Annotated in this window: 16 protein-coding genes and 1 tRNA gene; 7 read left to right on the top strand and 10 right to left on the bottom strand. The window is 63.2% G+C overall.

Annotation, left to right across the window (positions count from 1 at the left end; genetic code table 11):
• Positions 1-25: 25 nt before the first annotated feature.
• From AB4136_RS19485 to AB4136_RS19515, 7 genes are all read right to left on the bottom strand, one after another.
• Positions 26-2,686, bottom strand: coding sequence for a nitrate reductase (locus tag AB4136_RS19485; protein WP_024923630.1), 2,661 nt, complete (start codon positions 2,684-2,686; stop codon positions 26-28).
• 8 nt (positions 2,687-2,694) lie between these two features.
• Positions 2,695-3,024, bottom strand: a complete 330-nt coding sequence (gene nirD, locus AB4136_RS19490) for a nitrite reductase small subunit NirD (protein WP_024923631.1) — start codon at positions 3,022-3,024, stop codon at positions 2,695-2,697.
• A gap of 5 nt (positions 3,025-3,029) precedes the next feature.
• On the bottom strand, positions 3,030-5,480 hold the full coding sequence (gene nirB, locus AB4136_RS19495; protein ID WP_024923632.1) for a nitrite reductase large subunit NirB: 2,451 nt from the start codon (positions 5,478-5,480) through the stop codon (positions 3,030-3,032).
• Positions 5,481-5,499: 19 nt separating this feature from the next.
• Positions 5,500-6,795 carry an MFS transporter gene (locus tag AB4136_RS19500; protein ID WP_024923633.1) on the bottom strand — a complete coding sequence of 432 codons (1,296 nt, stop codon included), beginning with the start codon at positions 6,793-6,795 and terminating at the stop codon, positions 5,500-5,502.
• Between the two features lie 334 nt (positions 6,796-7,129).
• On the bottom strand, positions 7,130-8,368 hold the full coding sequence (locus tag AB4136_RS19505) for a CmpA/NrtA family ABC transporter substrate-binding protein (protein ID WP_024923634.1): 1,239 nt from the start codon (positions 8,366-8,368) through the stop codon (positions 7,130-7,132).
• The gene (locus AB4136_RS19510) at positions 8,365-8,967 is read right to left on the bottom strand and encodes an ANTAR domain-containing response regulator (RefSeq protein ID WP_024923635.1); all 603 of its coding nucleotides are present in this window, start codon (positions 8,965-8,967) and stop codon (positions 8,365-8,367) included. The genes AB4136_RS19505 and AB4136_RS19510 overlap by 4 nt, the downstream gene beginning before the upstream one ends.
• 451 nt (positions 8,968-9,418) lie before the next feature.
• The gene (locus AB4136_RS19515) at positions 9,419-10,483 is read right to left on the bottom strand and encodes a GlxA family transcriptional regulator (protein WP_024923636.1); all 1,065 of its coding nucleotides are present in this window, start codon (positions 10,481-10,483) and stop codon (positions 9,419-9,421) included.
• A 171-nt stretch (positions 10,484-10,654) separates the two neighbouring features.
• Between AB4136_RS19515 and AB4136_RS19520 the strand changes: the two genes are divergently transcribed.
• The 6 genes from AB4136_RS19520 (at position 10,655) to AB4136_RS19545 (ending at position 16,193) form a co-directional block, all read left to right on the top strand.
• Entirely contained in the window at positions 10,655-11,536 is an 882-nt protein-coding gene (locus AB4136_RS19520) for an ABC transporter substrate-binding protein (RefSeq protein WP_024923637.1), read from the top strand.
• Between the two features lie 127 nt (positions 11,537-11,663).
• Positions 11,664-12,416, top strand: coding sequence for an amino acid ABC transporter ATP-binding protein (locus AB4136_RS19525; protein ID WP_024923638.1), 753 nt, complete (start codon positions 11,664-11,666; stop codon positions 12,414-12,416).
• Positions 12,417-12,427: 11 nt separating this feature from the next.
• Entirely contained in the window at positions 12,428-13,087 is a 660-nt protein-coding gene (locus tag AB4136_RS19530; RefSeq protein ID WP_024923639.1) for an amino acid ABC transporter permease, read from the top strand.
• Positions 13,084-13,743, top strand: coding sequence for an amino acid ABC transporter permease (locus tag AB4136_RS19535; protein ID WP_024923640.1), 660 nt, complete (start codon positions 13,084-13,086; stop codon positions 13,741-13,743). Before AB4136_RS19530 ends, AB4136_RS19535 begins: the two co-directional genes overlap by 4 nt.
• Positions 13,744-13,765: 22 nt before the next feature.
• The gene (locus tag AB4136_RS19540; protein ID WP_024923641.1) at positions 13,766-14,980 is read left to right on the top strand and encodes an Atu1372/SO_1960 family protein; all 1,215 of its coding nucleotides are present in this window, start codon (positions 13,766-13,768) and stop codon (positions 14,978-14,980) included.
• Positions 14,981-14,984: 4 nt separating this feature from the next.
• Positions 14,985-16,193: an FAD-dependent oxidoreductase gene (locus AB4136_RS19545; protein ID WP_024923642.1), complete on the top strand. Its 1,209-nt coding sequence runs from the start codon at positions 14,985-14,987 to the stop codon at positions 16,191-16,193.
• A 391-nt stretch (positions 16,194-16,584) separates the two neighbouring features.
• On the opposite strand, the gene AB4136_RS19550 is transcribed toward AB4136_RS19545, so the two are convergent.
• A tRNA-Ile gene (locus tag AB4136_RS19550) sits at positions 16,585-16,660 on the bottom strand.
• Between the two features lie 132 nt (positions 16,661-16,792).
• Between AB4136_RS19550 and AB4136_RS19555 the strand changes: the two genes are divergently transcribed.
• Positions 16,793-17,509, top strand: coding sequence for an SIMPL domain-containing protein (locus AB4136_RS19555; protein ID WP_024923643.1), 717 nt, complete (start codon positions 16,793-16,795; stop codon positions 17,507-17,509).
• Positions 17,510-17,631: 122 nt separating this feature from the next.
• On the opposite strand, the gene AB4136_RS19560 is transcribed toward AB4136_RS19555, so the two are convergent.
• A complete protein-coding gene (locus AB4136_RS19560) occupies positions 17,632-18,021 on the bottom strand; it encodes a hypothetical protein (RefSeq protein ID WP_024923644.1) in 390 nt (129 codons plus the stop codon).
• Positions 18,022-18,227: 206 nt separating this feature from the next.
• Positions 18,228-18,677 (bottom strand): YcgN family cysteine cluster protein, encoded by a 450-nt coding sequence (locus AB4136_RS19565; protein WP_024923645.1) that lies wholly within the window; start codon positions 18,675-18,677, stop codon positions 18,228-18,230.
• Between the last annotated feature and the right edge of the window lie 94 nt (positions 18,678-18,771).

Consider the following 18,771-nt stretch of genomic DNA (forward strand, 5'->3'; position numbering starts at 1 on the left):
CGGCCGGATCCGCGTGGGCAATGGATCACTCGACCGCTTGGACACGACCTGCATCGATGATCGTCCTGATCTCCGAGCGACACGAGCCGCAGTTGGTGCCGGCACCAAGTTCCCTTCCGATAGCCTCCAGGCTGCGACAGCCGGTGGCGACTGCATCGGCCAGTTGGTTCACGCCGACGTTGAAGCAGAAGCAGACGATGCGGCCGATTGACGGCACGGCGGCAGGCGAACGCCCGGAAAGCAGCGCGTGACGATCGACCGAAGTCAGTTGCGCCCGGCTGCCGAGCAGCGAAACCAGCCAATCGCGGGCTGGCAACTGCCCCGGCGGGGCAACCAGCAGCGCCTCGGCCATCGCACAGCTTTCATCCATTGCCGCCGCCCGGTAGGTCAGGCCCTTGCGGTCCCGATACTCGACCACATGGTCGGGATTGACGCTGGCAAGCAGCCCGCGCGCGAGCAGTATGCCCTGGTCTGGCGTTTCGGTACCGCTTAGTTCGTAGACCCAGCCACCCGCAACGGCCTGCCGGCTCCAATGGACGAAGCCGGTTGGTTTGAGGTTGCGGCGGGTCATCAGGATGCCCACCCAGGCGATCTCTTCGCGCGAAATGCGCAACGGCACGTTCTTCAGTTCCGGCTGGCCGGATTGGGGATCGGCGATCGGCGTCGCCAGAGCCCCCGCCCCGGCATTGGCCGCGAAATGAGCGCTCCAGTGCATGGGCACAAAAGCCTGGCCCGGGCGCTGCGCCTCGGTGATGCGGACCTTGGCGCGGGCAAAACCATAACGCGTGGACAGTTGCGCGAGATCGCCATCGGCGAGCCGGTTGGCGGCGGCGTCGAGCGGGTTGAGGTCGACCATCGGTTCCGGCGTATTCGCCATCAGGCGCGGCACGGGCCCGGTTCTTGTCATGGTGTGCCATTGATCGCGCAGCCGACCGGTATTGAGCGCAAGCGGATACTCTGCACTGACGGCGAGCGCCACGCCTTCCTGCCGCACCGCAATGAAACGCGCGCGCCCGTCGGCCGTGGGAAATTTACCGCCGCCCAGCAGCCGGCCGGACGCCTTCTTGGTGACAGGCCAGTGGCGCGGCTCGAACGTGTCATATTCCGCGTCCGAAATATCGGTTAGCGCTCCCAGATCGAACAGCCGCTCGCCTGTGTTTTCGAAAGCGGAAAGCGCGGCATGCTCGCGAAAGATCGCGGCGGGGTTGCCGAAATCGAAGGCCGCGCCGAAGCCCATGCGGGCTGCGGCATCGCAGATGATACGCCAATCGGGCCGCGCCTCTCCCGGCATGGCCAAAAACGGTCTTTGCCGGGAAAGCCTGCGCTCGGAGTTGGTCACCGTGCCGTCCTTCTCGCCCCAAGCGGCGGCGGGCAGCAACACGTCGGCGAAACGGGTGGTGTCGGTGCGCGTGACGTCGGAAACGGCGACGAAATCGCAGGCCTTCAGCGCGGCGCGCACGCGTGTGGCATCCGGCATCGAGACCGCCGGATTGGTGCCCATGATCCACAATGCCTTGATACGTCCAGCGCCAGCAGCGCGGAACATGTCGACGGCCTTCAGGCCGGCTCTGCGCGCGATATCAGGTGAACGCCAGAAGCGCCCGACACGGTCGATATCGCGTGGGTTGTCGAAATTCATATGAGCGGCAAGCTGGTTGGCGAGACCACCGACCTCGCGTCCACCCATGGCGTTGGGCTGGCCGGTCACTGAGAAAGGCCCCGCGCCCAGCTTGCCGATGCGTGCCGTGGCCAGATGGCAATTGATGATGGCGTTGACCTTGTCGGTGCCATGTGCCGACTGATTGACGCCCTGGCTGTAGACCGTGACCGTGCGCTCGGTTGCCGCAAAGAGCTCGTAGAAGAGCCGTATGTCGCCGCTCTTCAATCCGCAACCCTCAGCCACTTGCTCTTCGGAGGGCGCGTCAGCCTGCGCCAGGGCCACCGCAGCATCGAAGCCAGTGGTGTGAGCCACGACGTAGTCATCGTCCACCGCGCCGACGCGCGCCAGATGCGCCAGCAGGCCATTGAACAGGAGCACATCGGTACCGGGATCGAGCGCCAGATGCAGGTCGCATTCGTCGGCTGTCGCGGTGCGGCGCGGATCGATGACGACGATCTTCGTGCCGCGCGCCTGCCGTGCGGCCAGCATGCGCTGGTAAAGGATCGGGTGGCACCACGCGGTGTTCGAGCCGGTCAGCACGATCAGGTCGGCTTCATTGAAATCCTCATAGATCCCCGGCACGATATCCTCGCCGAAGGCGCGGCGATGACCGGCGACGGACGAGGCCATGCAAAGTCTTGAATTGGTGTCGATGTTGGCCGAACCGATGAAACCCTTCATCAGCTTGTTGGCGACGTAGTAGTCCTCGGTCAGCAATTGCCCGGAGATGTAGAAGGCAACCGAATCCGGCCCATGCTCGGCGATGGCGTCCGAGAAACGCCGGGCGACGAGATCGAGCGCCGTATCCCAGTCCGCCTGCTTCCCGCCGATTTCCGGATGGAGCAGCCGGCTGTCGAGGCTGGTCGTTTCGCCGAGCGCCGAGCCCTTCGAGCAGAGCTTGCCGCGATTGGCCGGATGGTCGGGATCGCCACGGACGGAAGCCTCGCCACCGGCGGCAGCCTTCGCCAGCACGCCGCAGCCAACTCCGCAATAAGGACAGGTCGTGCTGATTTCGGCGGAGTTCATGGCGGCAGTCACTCCGCTGCCTGCAGTATCTCACCCAGTGCGATCGAAATCCGCCCATCCTCGACCCGCACGGGGATCGTCTTCACCGATCCCTCGTCCGCGCCGAGCGCCTTGCCTGTTTCCAACGAAATCACCCAATTGTGCAGTGGGCAAGTCACGGCGGCGCCATGCACGATGCCCTGGCTGAGCGGTCCGCCCTTGTGCGGGCAGTGGTCCTCGATGGCGAAGACGCGATCGTCATGCGTGCGAAAGACGCCGATACTGCCTCTCGGGGTCTTCACGCAGCGCGCGCCACGCGGCGGGATGTTGTCGAGCGTGCCGATGTCCAACCAGCTCATCTCCGTCACTCCGCCGCCTGTTGGAAATCGGTCTCCGCCATCGGTCGAAACTCGTGCTTGTCCTTGCCCGAGACACGCTCCGACCACGGATCGACCTGAGCGAATTTCTGGCTGAAGACAAAGCGTTCGAAATAGCCTTGGCGCCTGTCGGGATCGGCCATGATCTGGCGGCGGATCTCCTCGAGGCCGACGCGTTTTGCCCATTTGTAGATACGCTCGAGGTAACGGGCCTGCTCGCGATACATCTGCACGAGCGCTACGATCGCCTCCAGCGCTTCGTCCTCGGTGCGCACCATACCGAGCACTTCCGTGCCCTTGATATCGAGGCCGGCAGCACCTGCGAAATGGATCTCGTAGCCGGAGTCCACGCACACCACGCCGACATCCTTGCAGGTTGCCTCCGCGCAATTGCGCGGACAGCCGGAGACCGCCATCTTCACCTTGGCCGGCGTCCACGAACCCCACATGAACTTTTCGATGCGGATGCCGAGGCCGGTCGAATCCTGCGTGCCGAAGCGGCACCAGTCGGTACCAACACACGTCTTCACCGTGCGCAGCCCCTTGGCATAGGCATGACCCGAGACGAAGCCGGCCTTGCCGAGATCGGCCCAGACTGCAGGCAGGTCTTCCTTTCGGATGCCCAGCATGTCGATGCGCTGGCCGCCGGTGACCTTCACCGCCGGAATGGCGAACTTGTCGACCACATCGGCGATGGCGCGCAGCTCGGCCGCCGAAGTCATCCCGCCCCACATGCGCGGCACCACCGAATAGGTGCCGTCCTTCTGGATGTTGGCGTGAACGCGCTCGTTGATGAAGCGTGATTGGTAATCGTCGGCATATTCATTTGGCCAATCGGCGACGAGATAGTAGTTGAGCGCCGGCCGGCATTTCGCGCAGCCACAGGAGGTGCTCCACTCCAGTTCTTGCATCACAGCCGGGATGGTCTTCAGGCCTTTCGCCTTGATCAGCCGGCGTACCTCGTCATGGCCGAGTTCAGTGCAGCCGCACATCGGCTGCACGGCGGCCGGGTTGTAAGTATCGCCCAGCACCAGCGCCATCACCTTCTCGACCAGGCCGGTGCATGAGCCGCACGAGGCCGACGCCTTGGTGTGCGCGCGGACTTCGTCCAGCGACGTCAGTCCCTTTTCGCCAATGGCGGAAACGATTTCTCCCTTGCAGACGCCGTTGCAGCCGCAGATTTCCGCATCATCCGCCAGAGCCGCAACGGCCGCCAGAGGGTCCGTAGAAGCGCCCCCCTGGAAGGCCTGCCCGAAGATCAGGGTGTCGCGCATCTCGGAGATGTCGACTTCTTTCTTCTTGAGATCGTTGAACCAGGCGCCGTCCGCCGTCTCGCCGAACAGCACCGTGCCGATGATCCTGTTGTCCTGCAGGATCACGCGTTTGTAGACGCCGGCCGAGGCATCGCGCAGGATGATCTCCTCGCGATCCTCGCCATCGGCGAAATCGCCGATCGAATAGAGATCGATGCCGGTGACCTTGAGCTTCGTGGGCGTATCGGAATGGGTGAAGCGCCTGTCGTCGGCATCGGCCAGTTTCGCGGCCACCACCTTTGCCATTTCGTAGAGCGGCGCGACAAGGCCGTAGACATGGCCGCCAACCTCGACGCATTCGCCGAGCGCGAAAATATCCGGGTCGGATGTCCGCATGCAATCGTCGGTGACGATGCCGCGATTGACCTCGAGCCCAGCTTCCCTGGCGAGGCCGACATTCGGTCGGATGCCGACGGCCATCACCACCAGCGTGGCCGGGATGATCTCGCCGGTGTCGAGCTCGACACCCTGCACCTTGCCGGCGCCGACGATCTGCCTGGTGTTCGCCTTCGTCCTGACCGTGATGCCCCTCGCCTCCAGCTGCTTCTGGAGCAGATAGCCGGCGGCCGGATCGAGCTGACGTTCCATCAGTGTTGGCATGACATGCAGCACGGTGACGTCCATACCGCGCTCCTTCAGGCCGGCGGCCGCCTCAAGTCCGAGCAGCCCGCCACCGATCACCACCGCCCTGTCGCGCGACTGCGCGGCGAGAAGCATGGCGCCGACGTCGTCCAGATCGCGATAGGAGAGCACGCCGGGCAGATCCCTGCCGGGCACCGGGATGATGAAGGGCACCGAGCCGGTGGCGACGACAAGCTTGTCATAGGGCTCGGTCACGCCCTTGTCGGAGGTGACGATCCTGGCGCTTCGATCGATGGCGACGATCTTGTGGCCCTTGTAGAGCACGATGCCATGCTTGATGTACCAGCCATCGCCGTGAATGACGATTTCCTCATAGTCCTTCTCGCCCGACAGAACGGGCGACAGCATGATGCGGTCGTAGTTCACGCGCGGTTCGGCGTTGAAGATGGTGATCTGGTAGCGGCCGGGTGCAGCCTCGAGCAGATGCTCCAGCATGCGGCCTGGCGCCATGCCGTTGCCGATGATGACGAGTTTCTCTGACATAGTCTGGGGCTCCACTCGACTATTCCGCTGGGGAGACGGTGGCCCGTTCGGCCAGCGCGCGTGCTTGCTCCATCCGAAGGATGGCGAGATGCATCCAGGCAAGGCATGCGGCCACGACGACGAAAAGCAGCATGAAACAGCTCGACCAGACGTTGGTCAGGTCGTTGAGCGCGCCGAAGGCGATCGGCAGGACGAAGCCGCCGAGCCCGCCGATCATGCCGACGAGGCCACCGACGGCACCGACATTGCCGGGATAGTAGACGGGGATGTGCTTGTAGACCGCGGCCTTGCCGACAGCCATGAAGAAGCCGAGCACGAAGGCTATGGCGACGAAAGCGATCCAGCCGATCTCGAAATGAAAGGAGACCGGACCACTGATGCCGCGCACCGTGAAATCCGCCGCGGGCAAGGCCAGCACGGCGCAACACACCGCCGACACGGCGAAGGTCCAGTAAAGCACCGTGCGTGCGCCGATCCTGTCCGACAACACACCGCCATAGGCGCGGAAGATCGAGGCCGGGACCGAATAGGCGGCACCAACCATGCCTGCGGTGGCAATGTCGAAGCCGTAGACGCCGATCAGGTAGCGCGGCAGCCAGAGTGCCAGGGCGACGAAGCCGCCGAAGACGAAAAAATAGTAGAGCGCGAAACGCCAGACGCGGACATCCTTCAAGGGCTCGAATTCGGCCCGAAAGTTGCGTGGGGGATTGGCGCCGGTGACGCGCCGCTGCCGGATCACCGGATCGTCTTCGGCGCTGAACCAGAAGATGCACGCCATGAAGCCGAGCACGGACGCCCAGATGATCGCCACGTCCTGCCAGCCAACGGCCAGCATCACAAAGGGCGCCAGGAATTTCGTGATTGCCGCGCCGACATTGCCGACGCCGAATATGCCGAGCGCCGTGCCCTGCTTCTCAGCCGGGTAGAAGCGCGAAACATAGGCAACCCCGACAGCGAAGGAACCCCCCGCCAGACCAACGCCGAGTGCTGCGATCAGCATCTGCGGGTAAGTATGTGCGAAGGCCAGCAGAAAGGTGGCGATCGCCGCCGCCAGCATGATTGCCGAATAGACCAGACGGCCGCCAAAACGGTCGGTCCACACGCCAAGCATAATGCGGGCAAGCGAGCCGGAGAGGATCGGCGTGCCGACAAGCAGACCGAATTCGGTTTCGGAAAGCCCGAGCTCCTGTTTGATGCGTATGCCGATGATCGAAAAGATCGTCCACACGGCAAAGCACACCGTGAACGACAGCGTGGATAGGGTTAGCGCATGCGTGGCTGCCGGATCCCGGCTTTGTCGAAAAGATACGCCCATTGCTCGCTCCGTGTTCGGCATCGAAAGCGCCGCTCTGCGATTGAAAACAAAAAGGCTGCCGAACAGGCCGCGCGTCCGTACATCCGGGATCGCGTGGTGACCTGAACGGCAGCCTTGCCTGGTGCGCCCTTCGTTGGACGCAGAATTCGTGGCCCAGCCTTGGGCCTCGCTTGTTACAAAGCAGGATGCGTGCCAGTTTTGATCGGCAGAGTTTTATGCAATGAAATCAACAATCATTGGCATTATCGACGCGCGTGGCATCGTCCGGCGCTGGCAAAACTTCCGGCAAATGGCATATCGCAATGCACAAAAATGATGCAGCGCAAAAGAACGCCTAGGCTTTTGGCTCGGCGAGAAGCTGGCCTTGAATGTAGTCCCCGACGCGGTCGGGATCGAACACCGCCCCATCGAAGAAGCCGTCCGGTCCGAGAATGAGGCTGGCGCCGGCCGAACCGACCGGCGTCTCGGTGACCAGTGCACCTTCGACCTTGGCGTTCGCTCCCGGCAACGCCACGCCAACATCTCGCAAGGCCTGCCGGTAGAGGTCAGGACGATAGGTTTCGCGCGCGATCGCTTCGTTGGCCGGGTTGGCCTCGATCTGTCCCCAGCGGGCCATCTGGCTGTAGAACCAGAGCGCGTGGCTCTTCCAGGGAAAGGTGGCGGCCTTGGCATGGGGCACGAAGAAATCCGGTGTCACAACCTCGCCACCGTCGCCGGTCTGGATCAGTCCGGAGAGCGCCGGCTTCAGCCATTCGACTGGACAATCGACATAAGCAGGCCCGGCCATCAGTTCCGCCAGCTCGCCATGGTTGCCGCTGTCGCCGCTCCAGGCGGCGGCGCGGTAAAGAGCTCGCAAAAGCGCCGACAGCGCCTCGGGCTCTGCCTCCGCCCACTCGGCAGCGACACCCAGCACCTTTTCCGGACTGGAACGCCATATCCTGGCCTTGGTGGTGACGATGCGTCCGACGCCCTTCGCCACCGCCGCCGTGTTCCAGGGTTCACCGACGCAATAGCCGTCGATGCGCCGGGCGCCGAGTGCATCGGCCATGAAGGATGGCGGCACGATGATGATCTCGATATCGCGATCAGGGTCGACGCCGCAGGCAGCAAACCAGTAGCGCAATTCGTAGTTATGGCCCGAATGGGGATGCACGACGCCGAAGCGCAGCGGCGACCCGCCCGCCGCCTTGCGGTGCACCACGACGGCCGCCAGCGCTGCCCCGGTGGATCGGGGGTCGAAATCCGAGGCCGCATCCTGCGCCAACATCTCGTCCCAAAGGTCGCGCGAGACGGTCACCGCATTGCCGCCCAGGCCAAGCGCCATCGGCGCTATGGTGCGCGCGGCGAGCGGTGTCAGGCCCAGATTGCAGGCGATCGGCATCGGTGCCAGCATATGCGCGACGTTGAAATGGCCGACGGCGAGCCGATCGCGGATGCTTGCCCAGGAATTCTCCCTGGTGAGAACGAGGTCGATGCCTTCGTCGGCCGCGAAACCCAGTTCGCGTGCAGCAACCAGCACGGCACTGTCGAGCAGCGGCAGGAAGCCAGCGGATATCTGATGGGCCGGGCTCATTGATCGTCTCCAGCGCCCAGCAGGCCCGCGGTTGTAACCAGGGCCTGCGCCACGTCACTGATCTTGCGGTTCTGGTTCATGGCGGTCTTGCGCAGTAGGGCGTAAGATTCCTGCTCGGAGAGCCCGCGCGATTTCATGAGGATGCCCTTGGCGCGCTCAACCGTCTTGCGGCTTTCCAGTTCGGTGCGCGCTTCCTCGAGTTCGCGTTCCATCCGCGAAAACGCATTAAAGCGGCTGATCGCCATGTCGAGGATCGGCTTCACCCTCTCCTTCTTCAGGCCGTCAACGACATAGGCCGAGACGCCGGCATCCACCGCCGCCTCGATCCAAGCGGTGTCGGAGCGATCGACGAACATGGCAATGGGTCGCTTCACCGCACGCGAGAGCTGGAACATGTTCTCCAACATGTCCCGGTTGGGATTCTCGATGTCGATGACGATCACATCCGGCTCAAGTGCCGCGATGCGGGCGGCGATGCCGGTCACATCGTCGACAAGCACCACCTCGGTGTGACCAGCCTCGCGCAGCCCTGCCTCGATGATCGAGGCTCGGAGCCGATTCTCGTCGATGACCAATACGGTAAGGGCCGCGCCTCGCATGCCTCATCCTGCTCCGCCTGGAGTTTTGTGCAATGCGACAAAAACATCAACAGGTTCGGCGGCCGAAAAGGAGCCGAGAGTGGTCCTTCTGCTTACAGTCGAACGGATCAGTAAGCGGCCGCTTTGTTCAGGACCCAGTATTGGGGCCAGCCTTCTGCCCGAGGACAACAAAGCGCAGGAAGAAGTTAACGCTATCCGATCGAATATCTCCACATAGACATCGCTGAAGTGCCTACCGCGAAAGCTCTATTTCTTCGTCGCTTATCGACCGGCTGTCCGAGTTCACCTTTGACACCTTTGGACAGGTGCCAATGTCCGTACAGCCGCCACGTTCATCAAGGCTCTGATCGCATCAGTGCCTATGACATCCAAACGGTTCTCACCGATGACAGAAGCCAGTTCTGCGACCTGCCGTCCCGAAATCTCTTGCGACCGCGCGACCATGCATGCGCTACCCGTGCCGATATCGGAACGCACTTGGGGAAACTTGGTACTTTTGCCGAAAAGCCGTCGCCAGATGCGCTGAATCCGAGAAGCCGGTTTCGAGGGCAATCGCCGTGATGGGCAGCGTGCTGTTTTCCACGAGAAAGCGTGCGTACCGCAGCCGGGTCTCCAGAATGAAGCGTTTGGGGGTCATTCCAACGTGCTTCTGGAACAGGCGTGCGAACTGGCGTGGCGAAAGGCCTACGGTATCTGCGGCCAGTTCCGGCGACATATCGCGGCCCTTGCGGCTTTCGATCAGCACGATGGCTCGCTGGATGCGGGTGTCGACGGCGTAGCGGTACGAATGGGCGCGCTCGTGATCGAAGACGCTCAGCGTTTTCTGCTCGGTCAATGAAAGCTGGTGAACGGCTTTCGCAGCCCGATCCGGCCCGCAATGGTTGCGGATCAGTTCGGTCATCAGCGAGAGAATGGAAATGCCGCCGGGCACCGTGATCCTGCCATTCTCGATCAGGAAATCGTCGCGAACCGACAAGGCCTGGCGGGGAAAGGCAAGGCGGAAGTCCTCGGCGTGGAAGGGATGGATCGCGGCCTTGCGACCGGCGAGCAATCCTTCCTGCGCCAGAACGAAGGCGCCAGTGCAGACACCGATGACGGGAACACCCGCCGCCGCCGCGACGCGAATATAGTCGCGGTGCGAGGCGGGCGCGGTTCGCAAATGCGGCAGCAGGCCGCCGATAGCAACGATATAATCGAAGTCAGTCGGGTTGATGTAGGGCGCGTCTGCCTGCACGCGAATACCGCAGCTTGCAGCAGTGGCAACGCCCGGCTTGCCCATGATCGACCAGCGGCAGTGGAGCGGGCGGGAATTGTCGGCGAAATCCGCAGCATGGCGCAAGGGCTCTACGACGCCGGTCAGCGACATCATGGGAAAGGTCGGCCAAAGCAGAATGCCGATGGAAATATCAGGCTTGTGCTCGCGCGCCGAAAGCAGCCTTTCCGCCCAGAGGGCATCGAGCCAGCGGACATAGTCCGCCTCGCTCTGCGTGCTTGGAGCACTGTCCTCAACGGTCATGGTTACCCCCCTCCTCGCACGATAGGATGACCGCGCCGATTTTCAAAGAAAAAGTCTTTTTTTTACAATTCAGCCCTCGTCTTCGATGCCAGACTGCCCCTCGTTAAACGCGATATCCGGAGCAACAAGGACTGCCGGATAGGGGAACCAATAATTTCAAGGATCGAACAAATGGCACTTTCTCTTTCGAGAAGGCTGGCGGTGTGTGCGCTGCTGGCAGGCGGGAGCTTCTTGGCATTCTCGCCCTTGGCGCAGGCTTTCGAACTGGTCGAGCAGGGCAAGCTGACCGTCGCCTTCACTGGCGACATGCCGGGTTCCGGTTGGCAGGACGGCAAGATGATCGGCTATGACGGCGAGATCATGCAGAAGATCGCCGACAAGCTGGGACTCAAGCTCCAGCCGGCGCTGATGGAATGGTCCGGCACCATCGCTTCGGTGGAAGCGGGCCGCGTCGACGTCATGCTCGGCACCATGGGCTGGACGGAAAAGCGCACCAAGATCATGACGCTTTCCGAGCCGATCCATTACTTCAAGAACGGCATCATGCAGTCGTCGAAGACGAACTGGGACAAGCTGTCCGACCTCGAAGGCAAGAAGGTCGGAACCATCACCGGCTTTTCCTTCGTGCCGGAGCTCAAGAAGATCAAAGGCCTCGAGCTTTCTCTCTACGACACCTCCGACGCCGCCGTGCGCGACCTGATCGCGGGCCGCATCGACGCCGTGATCGGCGATCCTCCCGTCGTGTCGTATGCGATCAAGAAAAACCCCGAATGGAACATGCAGTTCCTCGCCTTCACCGACAGCAATGCGGATTTCCCCTTGCTCACCGGTCTCGGCCAGGTCGTCTACGGCTTCAACAAGAAGAACGACGATCTGCGCCAGAAGGTGGACGCCATCATCGGCGGCATGTGGAAAGGCTGCGAGATGAAGGAGATAGGCGCCCGCTACGGCCTGGCCGCCGATGTCTGGTACAGGCCCGCCGGCGAGAACTTCCGCGCCGGCGTCGATCGCCCCGCCGACTACAAGCTGCCCTCCTGCAAGGCGGGTGGCTGACGCTTCGATCCGGGGCAGAGGCCGCCGCCTCTGCCCCGATTCAAGCCCGGGCGCGTTGAGATTCAGGCCAGGCCGGCATCACCTGAATCTCAACGCGCCCTGTTCAATGACAAAAATGGGGAACGGCATGAACCCGCTGCTGAGCGTCACGGGCCTGCGCAAGAATTACGGACTGGTCGAGGTTCTGAAGGGAATGGATTTCGAGGTGACCGCCGGCGAGAAGATCGCGCTGATCGGCCCTTCGGGGTCGGGAAAATCCACCTGCCTGCTCTGCCTGAACTTCCTCGAAAAGCCGAATGCCGGCGAAATCCACCTGGATGGCGAGCGGATCGGCGTCAAGCTCGGGCGGGCGATGAGCGATCGTCAGCTCGCGCCGCAGCGGGCCGAAATGGGCATGGTGTTCCAGCTTTTCAATCTCTGGCCGCACCTTTCGGTGACGGAGAACGTGGCGATCGCCGCCCGCAAGGTGCGCGGACTTTCGGCAAGGGAAGCGCATGAGCTGGCGCTGGAAATGCTCGCCAAGGTCCATATGACCCATCGCGCCGATGCGTCGCCGCTGGAGCTCTCCGGTGGTCAGCAGCAGCGTGTGGCGATTGCCCGGGCACTGGCGCAGAAACCCAAGCTGATGCTGTTCGACGAACCGACCTCCGCGCTCGATCCGGAGCTGGTGCATGAAGTGCTGAAGGTGATGGAGGAGCTGGCCGCCGAGGGGCGCACCATGCTGATCGTCACCCACGAGATCGCGTTTGCCCGCGACATCGCCGACCGGGTCATGTTCCTCGACGGTGGCACCATCGTCGAGCAGGGGCCGGCGCGGGAGCTGATACTCTCTCCTCGCGAGGCAAGAACCCAGGCCTTCCTGAAACAGATCCGGCACTGAGGACCCGCGCCATGTCCGGACTGTCGACCTTCATCATGGTGCTGGAAGGGTTGCTCGCCGGGGTCGGCGTCACCGTTCTGGTCACGCTGGCATCGCTCGCGCTCGGTGTCGCTCTCGGTTTCGGCCTCGCCCTTCTGCGCGTTTTCGGCGGCCTGCGGCCGGTTCATTTCCTGATCGACGCCTATTGCGAGATCATGCGCAACATCCCGGCGCTCACCCACCTGTTCATCCTCTATTTCGGATTGGCGAGCATCGGCTTCAGATTGTCCGCGATTGTCGCGGCGATCCTCGGCCTCGGACTGATCGGCGGGGCGGTCACCTGCGACCTGTTCCGCTCCGGCTTCGCAGCGTTGCCGAAAGGCCAGCGTGAAGCAGCGCTTGCGGTCGGCTTCACACCCTTCCAGACGATTTTCGACATCCTGACACCGCAGGCGCTGCGCATCGCGCTTCCGCCGCTCGGCAACTATGCAGTGCAGCTACTCAAGGATACATCGATCGTCTCCGCCATCGCCGCGCCGGAAATCATGTTCTACGCGCGATCCATGGTGACGTCCTCTTTCCAGACCACGCTGATCTACGTGACGGTGGCCGGTCTCTATCTTCTCCTTGGCATGCCGCTGATGCAGGCGATCCGCTTCCTCGAAAGCCGCTACGGGAGGCTGAAGGCATGAGCGGCTTCGTCGAACCTTATTTCGAATACGGCAAGGAGTGGCTTCCGCTTCTGGTCAAGGCCATGGGCACGACCGCCCTGCTTTCAGGTTGCGCCTTCACCTTGTCGCTGGTGTTCGGACTGTTGTTGGCGCTGTGCCGGAATGCGCGGTCGCGGACGCTGCGCCATTTCGCTACGGTCTATGTCTCGGTGGTTCGCGGCGTGCCGCTGCTCGCCATCCTGTTCCTGCTCTATTTCGGCCTGCCGGGCATCGGCATCACTTTCGATGCCTTCACAGGCGCGGTTCTGGGGCTGGCACTTGCCTTCGCGGCGCAGGTCGCGGAATTGTTCCGCGCCGGCCTTGTGGCGATCCCGAAGGGCCAGCGCGAGGCGGCGCTCGCCGTCGGCTTCACGCCCTTTCAGAGCTTTGCCCTGATCATATTGCCGCAAGTGGTGCGCATCGTCATCGCACCGCTCATCGTCACCTTCGTCTCGCTGCTCAAGGATTCCTCGCTCGCCTCGCTCATCACGGTGGATGAGCTGGTGCTGACCGGCCGGGCCATGGCGACGGAATACTTCCTGCCGCTTCAAATCTATCTGGCCGTGGGGCTGTGCTATTTCCTCATAGCCTGGCCGTTCTCGCTTCTTTCGCGGCGGCTCGTACGCCCTGCCGGCTAAATTCCAATCACGAGACAAGACAATGACGACCTCAACGCATGATCGCGGCGCGACGTGCCGGCAGCCCAACCGCCGTCCCGTCATCCTGATGACGCCTGACTTCAGGCTATCCGCCGAAGGCTGGACCGAACGCGAATATGTCGTTCGGGCGAATTACGCCGAAGCGATAGCCGAGGCCGGCGGCACCGCGCTGATCCTGCCCTACGAAGCGCTCGACATTGCCGCCACGCTGGAACTTGCCGACGGCGTGATGATCACGGGCACCGCACCGGGCCAGCAGGCCAGTCCGGAGCGGCGTGAATTCGAACGCGAGCTTGTGCGGCAGACGCTGGAAGCAGGAAAGCCGCTGCTCGGCGTCTGTCACGGCATGCAACTGATCGGCGAATGGCTGGGTGGCACATTCGTCACCAGCCTGCCACGGCCTGCCGGAGAACCGGTTGAACACATGCCAGGCGCAGTTCCCGATCGCCTGGCCCATGGCGTCACAGTCGAGGCCTCCAGCGATCTCGCTCGCCTTCTCGGCGGCGGCTCGGCCGAAGTGAACAGCCTGCATCGGCATGCCCTCACGGAGGGCGAACGGTTTCGTGTCGTGGCGCGGGCGCCGGACGGCGTCGTCGAGGCCTTCGAGGGCAATACGAGCGGCTTCTGTCTGGGGGTGCAATGGCATCCCGAATATCGGCTGACCGACTTCGACAAGGCGATCCTGCGCGATTTCGTGGAACGCAGCACAAGGCGTCCCCGCCGCAAGACCGCATCCGGTGCCCCTTGTGCCGTTCGGAAACGCCTCGATGCCCTCGGCCTTGGCCTGCCGGAAGCAGCCGCGCCCCCCGGCGCATTCGTCGGTGCGATCCGCAACGGCGGTATCGTGACCGTGTCCGGGCAGGTTCCGATCAAGGACAAGGCTGTCCTCAGGGCAGGCCATCTGGGCAAGGACGTCTCCCTAGAAGCAGGGCGCGAATGCGCACGCTGGGCATTGCTCAATGCCCTGGCGCAATTGGAGCGCATCGCCGGCCGGCTCGACCGGGTGAAAGGGTTCGTACGGCTCGCCGGATACGTCGCCGCAGCCCCGGACTTTACCCAGCATGGCGCGGTCGTCGATGGCGCTTCCGAAATGCTGCGCGAGGCGTTTCCCGAATGCTGGCCACATGCGCGGATCGCCGTTGGCGTGGCCTCGCTGCCCCGTGGCGTGCCCGTGGAAATCGAGCTGACGGCCGTCCTCAGCAGCGCAGAGGCCTGAGGCCATGCGAATTGCGGTTGTCGGCGCAGGCGTGGTCGGGGTCGCGTCGGCCTATCTGCTGGCTCGCGCCGATCATGAGGTGATCCTGATCGACGCGGCTGCAGAGCCGGGTTGCGGGGCGAGCGCCGGCAATGCAGCCCAACTTTCCTGGGCCTATGGCGATGCCATGGCCTCGCCCGCGCTTTTGAAGCATCTGCCGGCCATCCTCGCCGGCCGAGATCCGGCGTTCCGGGTTCGCTGGAGGCTTGATGCCGATTTCCTGGTCTGGGGGCTGCGCTTCATGGCGAACATGCCGGCCCGGCGCTGGTGGAACAACACAAGCGAGATCCTGCAACTGGCCGATGAATCGCGCCGGGAAATGGCGAAGCTGCTGGCGGAGACGGAAATTGCTTTCGACTATCGCATCGCTGGCAAGCTGCACCTTTATCCTGACGCAAAGGGCCTTGCTGCGGCCCGGCTGACCATCGAGCGCAAGCGGCGGCTTGGCTTCGATCAACGTCTCCTGTCGCGCTGCGAAGCCGAAGAAGTGGAGCCGGCCCTGAAGACTTATCAGGGAGAAATCGCTGGCGCCGTTTACACGCCCGGCGACGCTCTTGGCGACGCGGTCGCCTTCTGCCGTCAACTGACGGATTTCATGGTGTCCAAAGGTCGGGTTTCGGCATGCTTCGGACGCAAGGTGGCCGGATTCGATCAGCACAAGGGACAGCTCTCGGCGGTACGGCTTACCGATCGCGATCCACTTGTCGTCGATGCCGCGGTCGTCACGGCGGGACCGTTGATCCATACGCTGGTCGCCGACCTGCCCGAAGCCGCTGAAATCCAGCCCGTGCGCGGCTATTCCCTGACCGTGCCTTGGCGGGAAGGAGCGCCGCGTGTCAGCTTGACGGATGTGAAGCGCAAACTAGCCTTCGCAACAATCGGTCAACGGCTGCGCGTTGCAGGGCTTGCCGACATCGAGCGGCCCGGCTCGGGCTTCGACGCGGATCGGTTCGGCATCCTGCGGGAGGTCGCCAGCGCCGTGTTGCCTGCCTGCTTCGACCGCCCGCCGGAAGAAGTCCGCTGGTCCGGCGAACGCCCGATGACGCCATCCTCCCGGCCGATCATCGCTCCCTCCCGCAGGATGCGCGGTCTCTATATCAATGCCGGGCACGGCATGCTTGGATGGACCCTCGCCCTCGGTTCCGCAAGACGGATAGCAAACCTGGTTGCCTGATGGGATCGATGTGCCAGGCCTATTGAATGCGAGCAGCCGAACGCGTCGACGATGCCAATAGGCAAGCCGTGCCATCCACCCGCCAGAGAACCATTTCATACAGTATCCACAAAGCTGACATCCGCATCTCACGCCTCGAGTGCAGGCACGTATCGGGTCCGGTTGTACAACGAACGTTAGCTGCTGTGAGTTGCTAAGGATGTCCGAAAATGGCGCAACCACGGCATCAGCGTGGTTCGTGTTTTCTCTCTGATGGACACAACCAATAGTGACCAGCAAACCGACCAGCAAATAGCTGACATGCATTGGCACCGCGCGGCACTCACGATGCAGCTGATACGTTGATTTCTTTCGATTATTTTTCACATTGGCACGCATGCCAAAAGGTGACTGGTGGGCCCGGAGGGACTCGAACCCCCAACCAAGCGGTTATGAGCCGCCGGCTCTAACCATTGAGCTACAGGCCCCACGCGGGCTGGATTAGTGTTTTTCTTGATCCCGCACAAGGCTTTAGAGGCGGTCTGGCCAAGATCGCCCAAATCAATCCATATTCGCTGCCTATTCGAGCTCTCGCCCTTGGCGAACAACGGAGTTTTTCGATGACCAGAGCCTTTTTGCCCCTCGCTTTTGCCGCCGCCGTCGCCCTTCCTGCAATCGCCGGCGCAGCCGAAGCCCCGCAACAGCCGTCGCCGCGCATCATCGTTTCCGGCGAAGGCGAGGCCACCGTGGCGCCGGACCTTGCACTTTTGTCGCTCAGCGTCATGCGCGAGGCCAAGACCGCGCGCGAAGCGCTCGACGCCAACAACGACGCCATGGCCGCCGTCATCGCGGCGATGAAGTCGGCCGGCGTCGCCGAGCGCGACCTGCAGACGGCGGGCATCCAGATCAACCCGCGCTACAATTATTCGAACAAGCCCGATGGCGGCCAGACCGCCGAATTGGTCGCCTATCAGGTCACCAACACGCTGTCCGTGCGGGTGCGCGACATTTCCAAGACCGGCGAGATCCTCGACAAGGCGGTGTCGCTCGGCGTCAACCAGGGTGGCGGTATTTCCTTCACCAACGAGAACCCGGCCGCCGTCATCGGCGAGGCCCGCAAGAAGGCGGTGGCCGACGCCATCGCCAAGGCCAAGACCTTGGCCGAGGCCGCCGGCGTCAGCGTCGGCAAGGTGCTGGAGATCACCGACCAGAACTTCATGTCGCCGCCCATGCCGATGAACGCCAAGGCTTATGACGCCGCCGGCGCCTCGGTTCCGGTGCAGGCCGGAGAAAATGCCTACCGGGTGATGGTCAACGTCACCTTCGAGCTGAAGTAAAAAGAGGCGCGGCGCGACTGGATGGTCGCGCCGCGCGCTCTCTTTTCCAGGACTGCAAATGAAAAAACCCGGAGGATCGTTCCTCCGGGGTTTTTCGTTCGCGTTGCGCCAGACGCCGTGCCTTAGCGGTAAAGCACCGGGCAGCCGCGCTCGCGGCCGAACACCACCATGGTGCGTTCGCCGTCCTGGCGGCCGGCAACCTTGATGACGCGGCGGTTCACATCGACGATGCGGGCGCGCCAGATGCCCATGCGCTCGGCCTTGTTCAGCGCCCATTCCGGCGAACAGCCGCGGCGCCAGTCGCGATCGCGACCCCAACCGCGCTCGTCGCTCCAGCGGTCGCGGCGCCAGTCACGATTGTCGTCGCGCTCGCCGGCATAGACGCCGAAGCGCGGCTCGCCGCTGCCGAAATTCAGATAGACGCCGTCGGCCTGGGCGGTGGTAGGAACCGCGGCAAGCGCGCTGAAACCGACGAGAGCCGAGAGCGCGGCAGCCTTGATCTTGGTCAACATGGTCTTCTCCTTGTCAGAAGCGTTGGTTGCTTGGTCTTCAAACCCTGTTCGCCGAAGCGATGACGCAACCATAGAAAGGCCCGGCTGAACCGAACGGGAACCGCATGTTCATGCGAGGTTCATTTGGCCGGTGGCCATAGTCGGGCATGGAAAAGGAACCGCGCCTGCGCCGCGCGCATGCTTGTTCGACCGGCAAAACGGGCCCCTCAGGGCTCCTCGTCGAGCACGTAGTCGAAATAGTCTTCCGGCTCGGCGAGCTCGCTCTCGCTGGCGCTGACGCGGCCGCGCATCGAGACGCCGGCTTCGTGCACCGTCTCGGCGCTGCCCGAGACAAGCGGGTGCCACCAGTAGAGGTCATGGCCCTCGGCGACGAGGCGATAGCCGCATGTGGACGGCAGCCAGCTGATGGTGCGCACATTCTGCGGCGTCAGCCCGACGCAGTCGGGAACCCGCGCCAGGCGGTTGGCATAGTCGGCGCAGCGGCAGGTTCCGGCATCGAACAGCCGGCAGGCGACGCTGGTCCAGTAGATCTCGCCGCTGTCCTCGTCCTCGAGTTTCGACAGGCAGCATTTGCCGCAACCGTCGCACAGCGATTCCCACTCGGCCGGAGACATCTCCTCCAGCGCCTTCGTCTTCCAGAACGGTTGCGTTGCCATCGCAGGGATGTGGCGCGCCGGAACCGCCGCGTCAAGCGCGCAGCGCCAATGTCATCAAAGCGCCCATTCGATATCCCTATCCTCGTTGCCACAC

Origin of the sequence: Mesorhizobium sp. 2RAF21, assembly GCF_052115345.1 — a bacterium.
Taxonomy (GTDB): domain Bacteria; phylum Pseudomonadota; class Alphaproteobacteria; order Rhizobiales; family Rhizobiaceae; genus Mesorhizobium; species Mesorhizobium terrae.

Excerpts from the sequence above, each read along its gene's own strand:
- AB4136_RS19485 (WP_024923630.1), bottom strand. The coding sequence starts at position 2,686 with ATGAACTCCGCCGAAATCAGCACGACCTGTCCTTATTGCGGAGTTGGC.
- nirD (WP_024923631.1), bottom strand. The coding sequence starts at position 3,024 with ATGAGCTGGTTGGACATCGGCACGCTCGACAACATCCCGCCGCGTGGC.
- nirB (WP_024923632.1), bottom strand. The coding sequence starts at position 5,480 with ATGTCAGAGAAACTCGTCATCATCGGCAACGGCATGGCGCCAGGCCGC.
- AB4136_RS19500 (WP_024923633.1), bottom strand. The coding sequence starts at position 6,795 with ATGGGCGTATCTTTTCGACAAAGCCGGGATCCGGCAGCCACGCATGCG.
- AB4136_RS19505 (WP_024923634.1), bottom strand. The coding sequence starts at position 8,368 with ATGAGCCCGGCCCATCAGATATCCGCTGGCTTCCTGCCGCTGCTCGAC.
- AB4136_RS19510 (WP_024923635.1), bottom strand. The coding sequence starts at position 8,967 with ATGCGAGGCGCGGCCCTTACCGTATTGGTCATCGACGAGAATCGGCTC.
- AB4136_RS19515 (WP_024923636.1), bottom strand. The coding sequence starts at position 10,483 with ATGACCGTTGAGGACAGTGCTCCAAGCACGCAGAGCGAGGCGGACTAT.
- AB4136_RS19520 (WP_024923637.1), top strand. The coding sequence starts at position 10,655 with ATGGCACTTTCTCTTTCGAGAAGGCTGGCGGTGTGTGCGCTGCTGGCA.
- AB4136_RS19525 (WP_024923638.1), top strand. The coding sequence starts at position 11,664 with ATGAACCCGCTGCTGAGCGTCACGGGCCTGCGCAAGAATTACGGACTG.
- AB4136_RS19530 (WP_024923639.1), top strand. The coding sequence starts at position 12,428 with ATGTCCGGACTGTCGACCTTCATCATGGTGCTGGAAGGGTTGCTCGCC.
- AB4136_RS19535 (WP_024923640.1), top strand. The coding sequence starts at position 13,084 with ATGAGCGGCTTCGTCGAACCTTATTTCGAATACGGCAAGGAGTGGCTT.
- AB4136_RS19540 (WP_024923641.1), top strand. The coding sequence starts at position 13,766 with ATGACGACCTCAACGCATGATCGCGGCGCGACGTGCCGGCAGCCCAAC.
- AB4136_RS19545 (WP_024923642.1), top strand. The coding sequence starts at position 14,985 with ATGCGAATTGCGGTTGTCGGCGCAGGCGTGGTCGGGGTCGCGTCGGCC.
- AB4136_RS19555 (WP_024923643.1), top strand. The coding sequence starts at position 16,793 with ATGACCAGAGCCTTTTTGCCCCTCGCTTTTGCCGCCGCCGTCGCCCTT.
- AB4136_RS19560 (WP_024923644.1), bottom strand. The coding sequence starts at position 18,021 with ATGTTGACCAAGATCAAGGCTGCCGCGCTCTCGGCTCTCGTCGGTTTC.
- AB4136_RS19565 (WP_024923645.1), bottom strand. The coding sequence starts at position 18,677 with ATGGCAACGCAACCGTTCTGGAAGACGAAGGCGCTGGAGGAGATGTCT.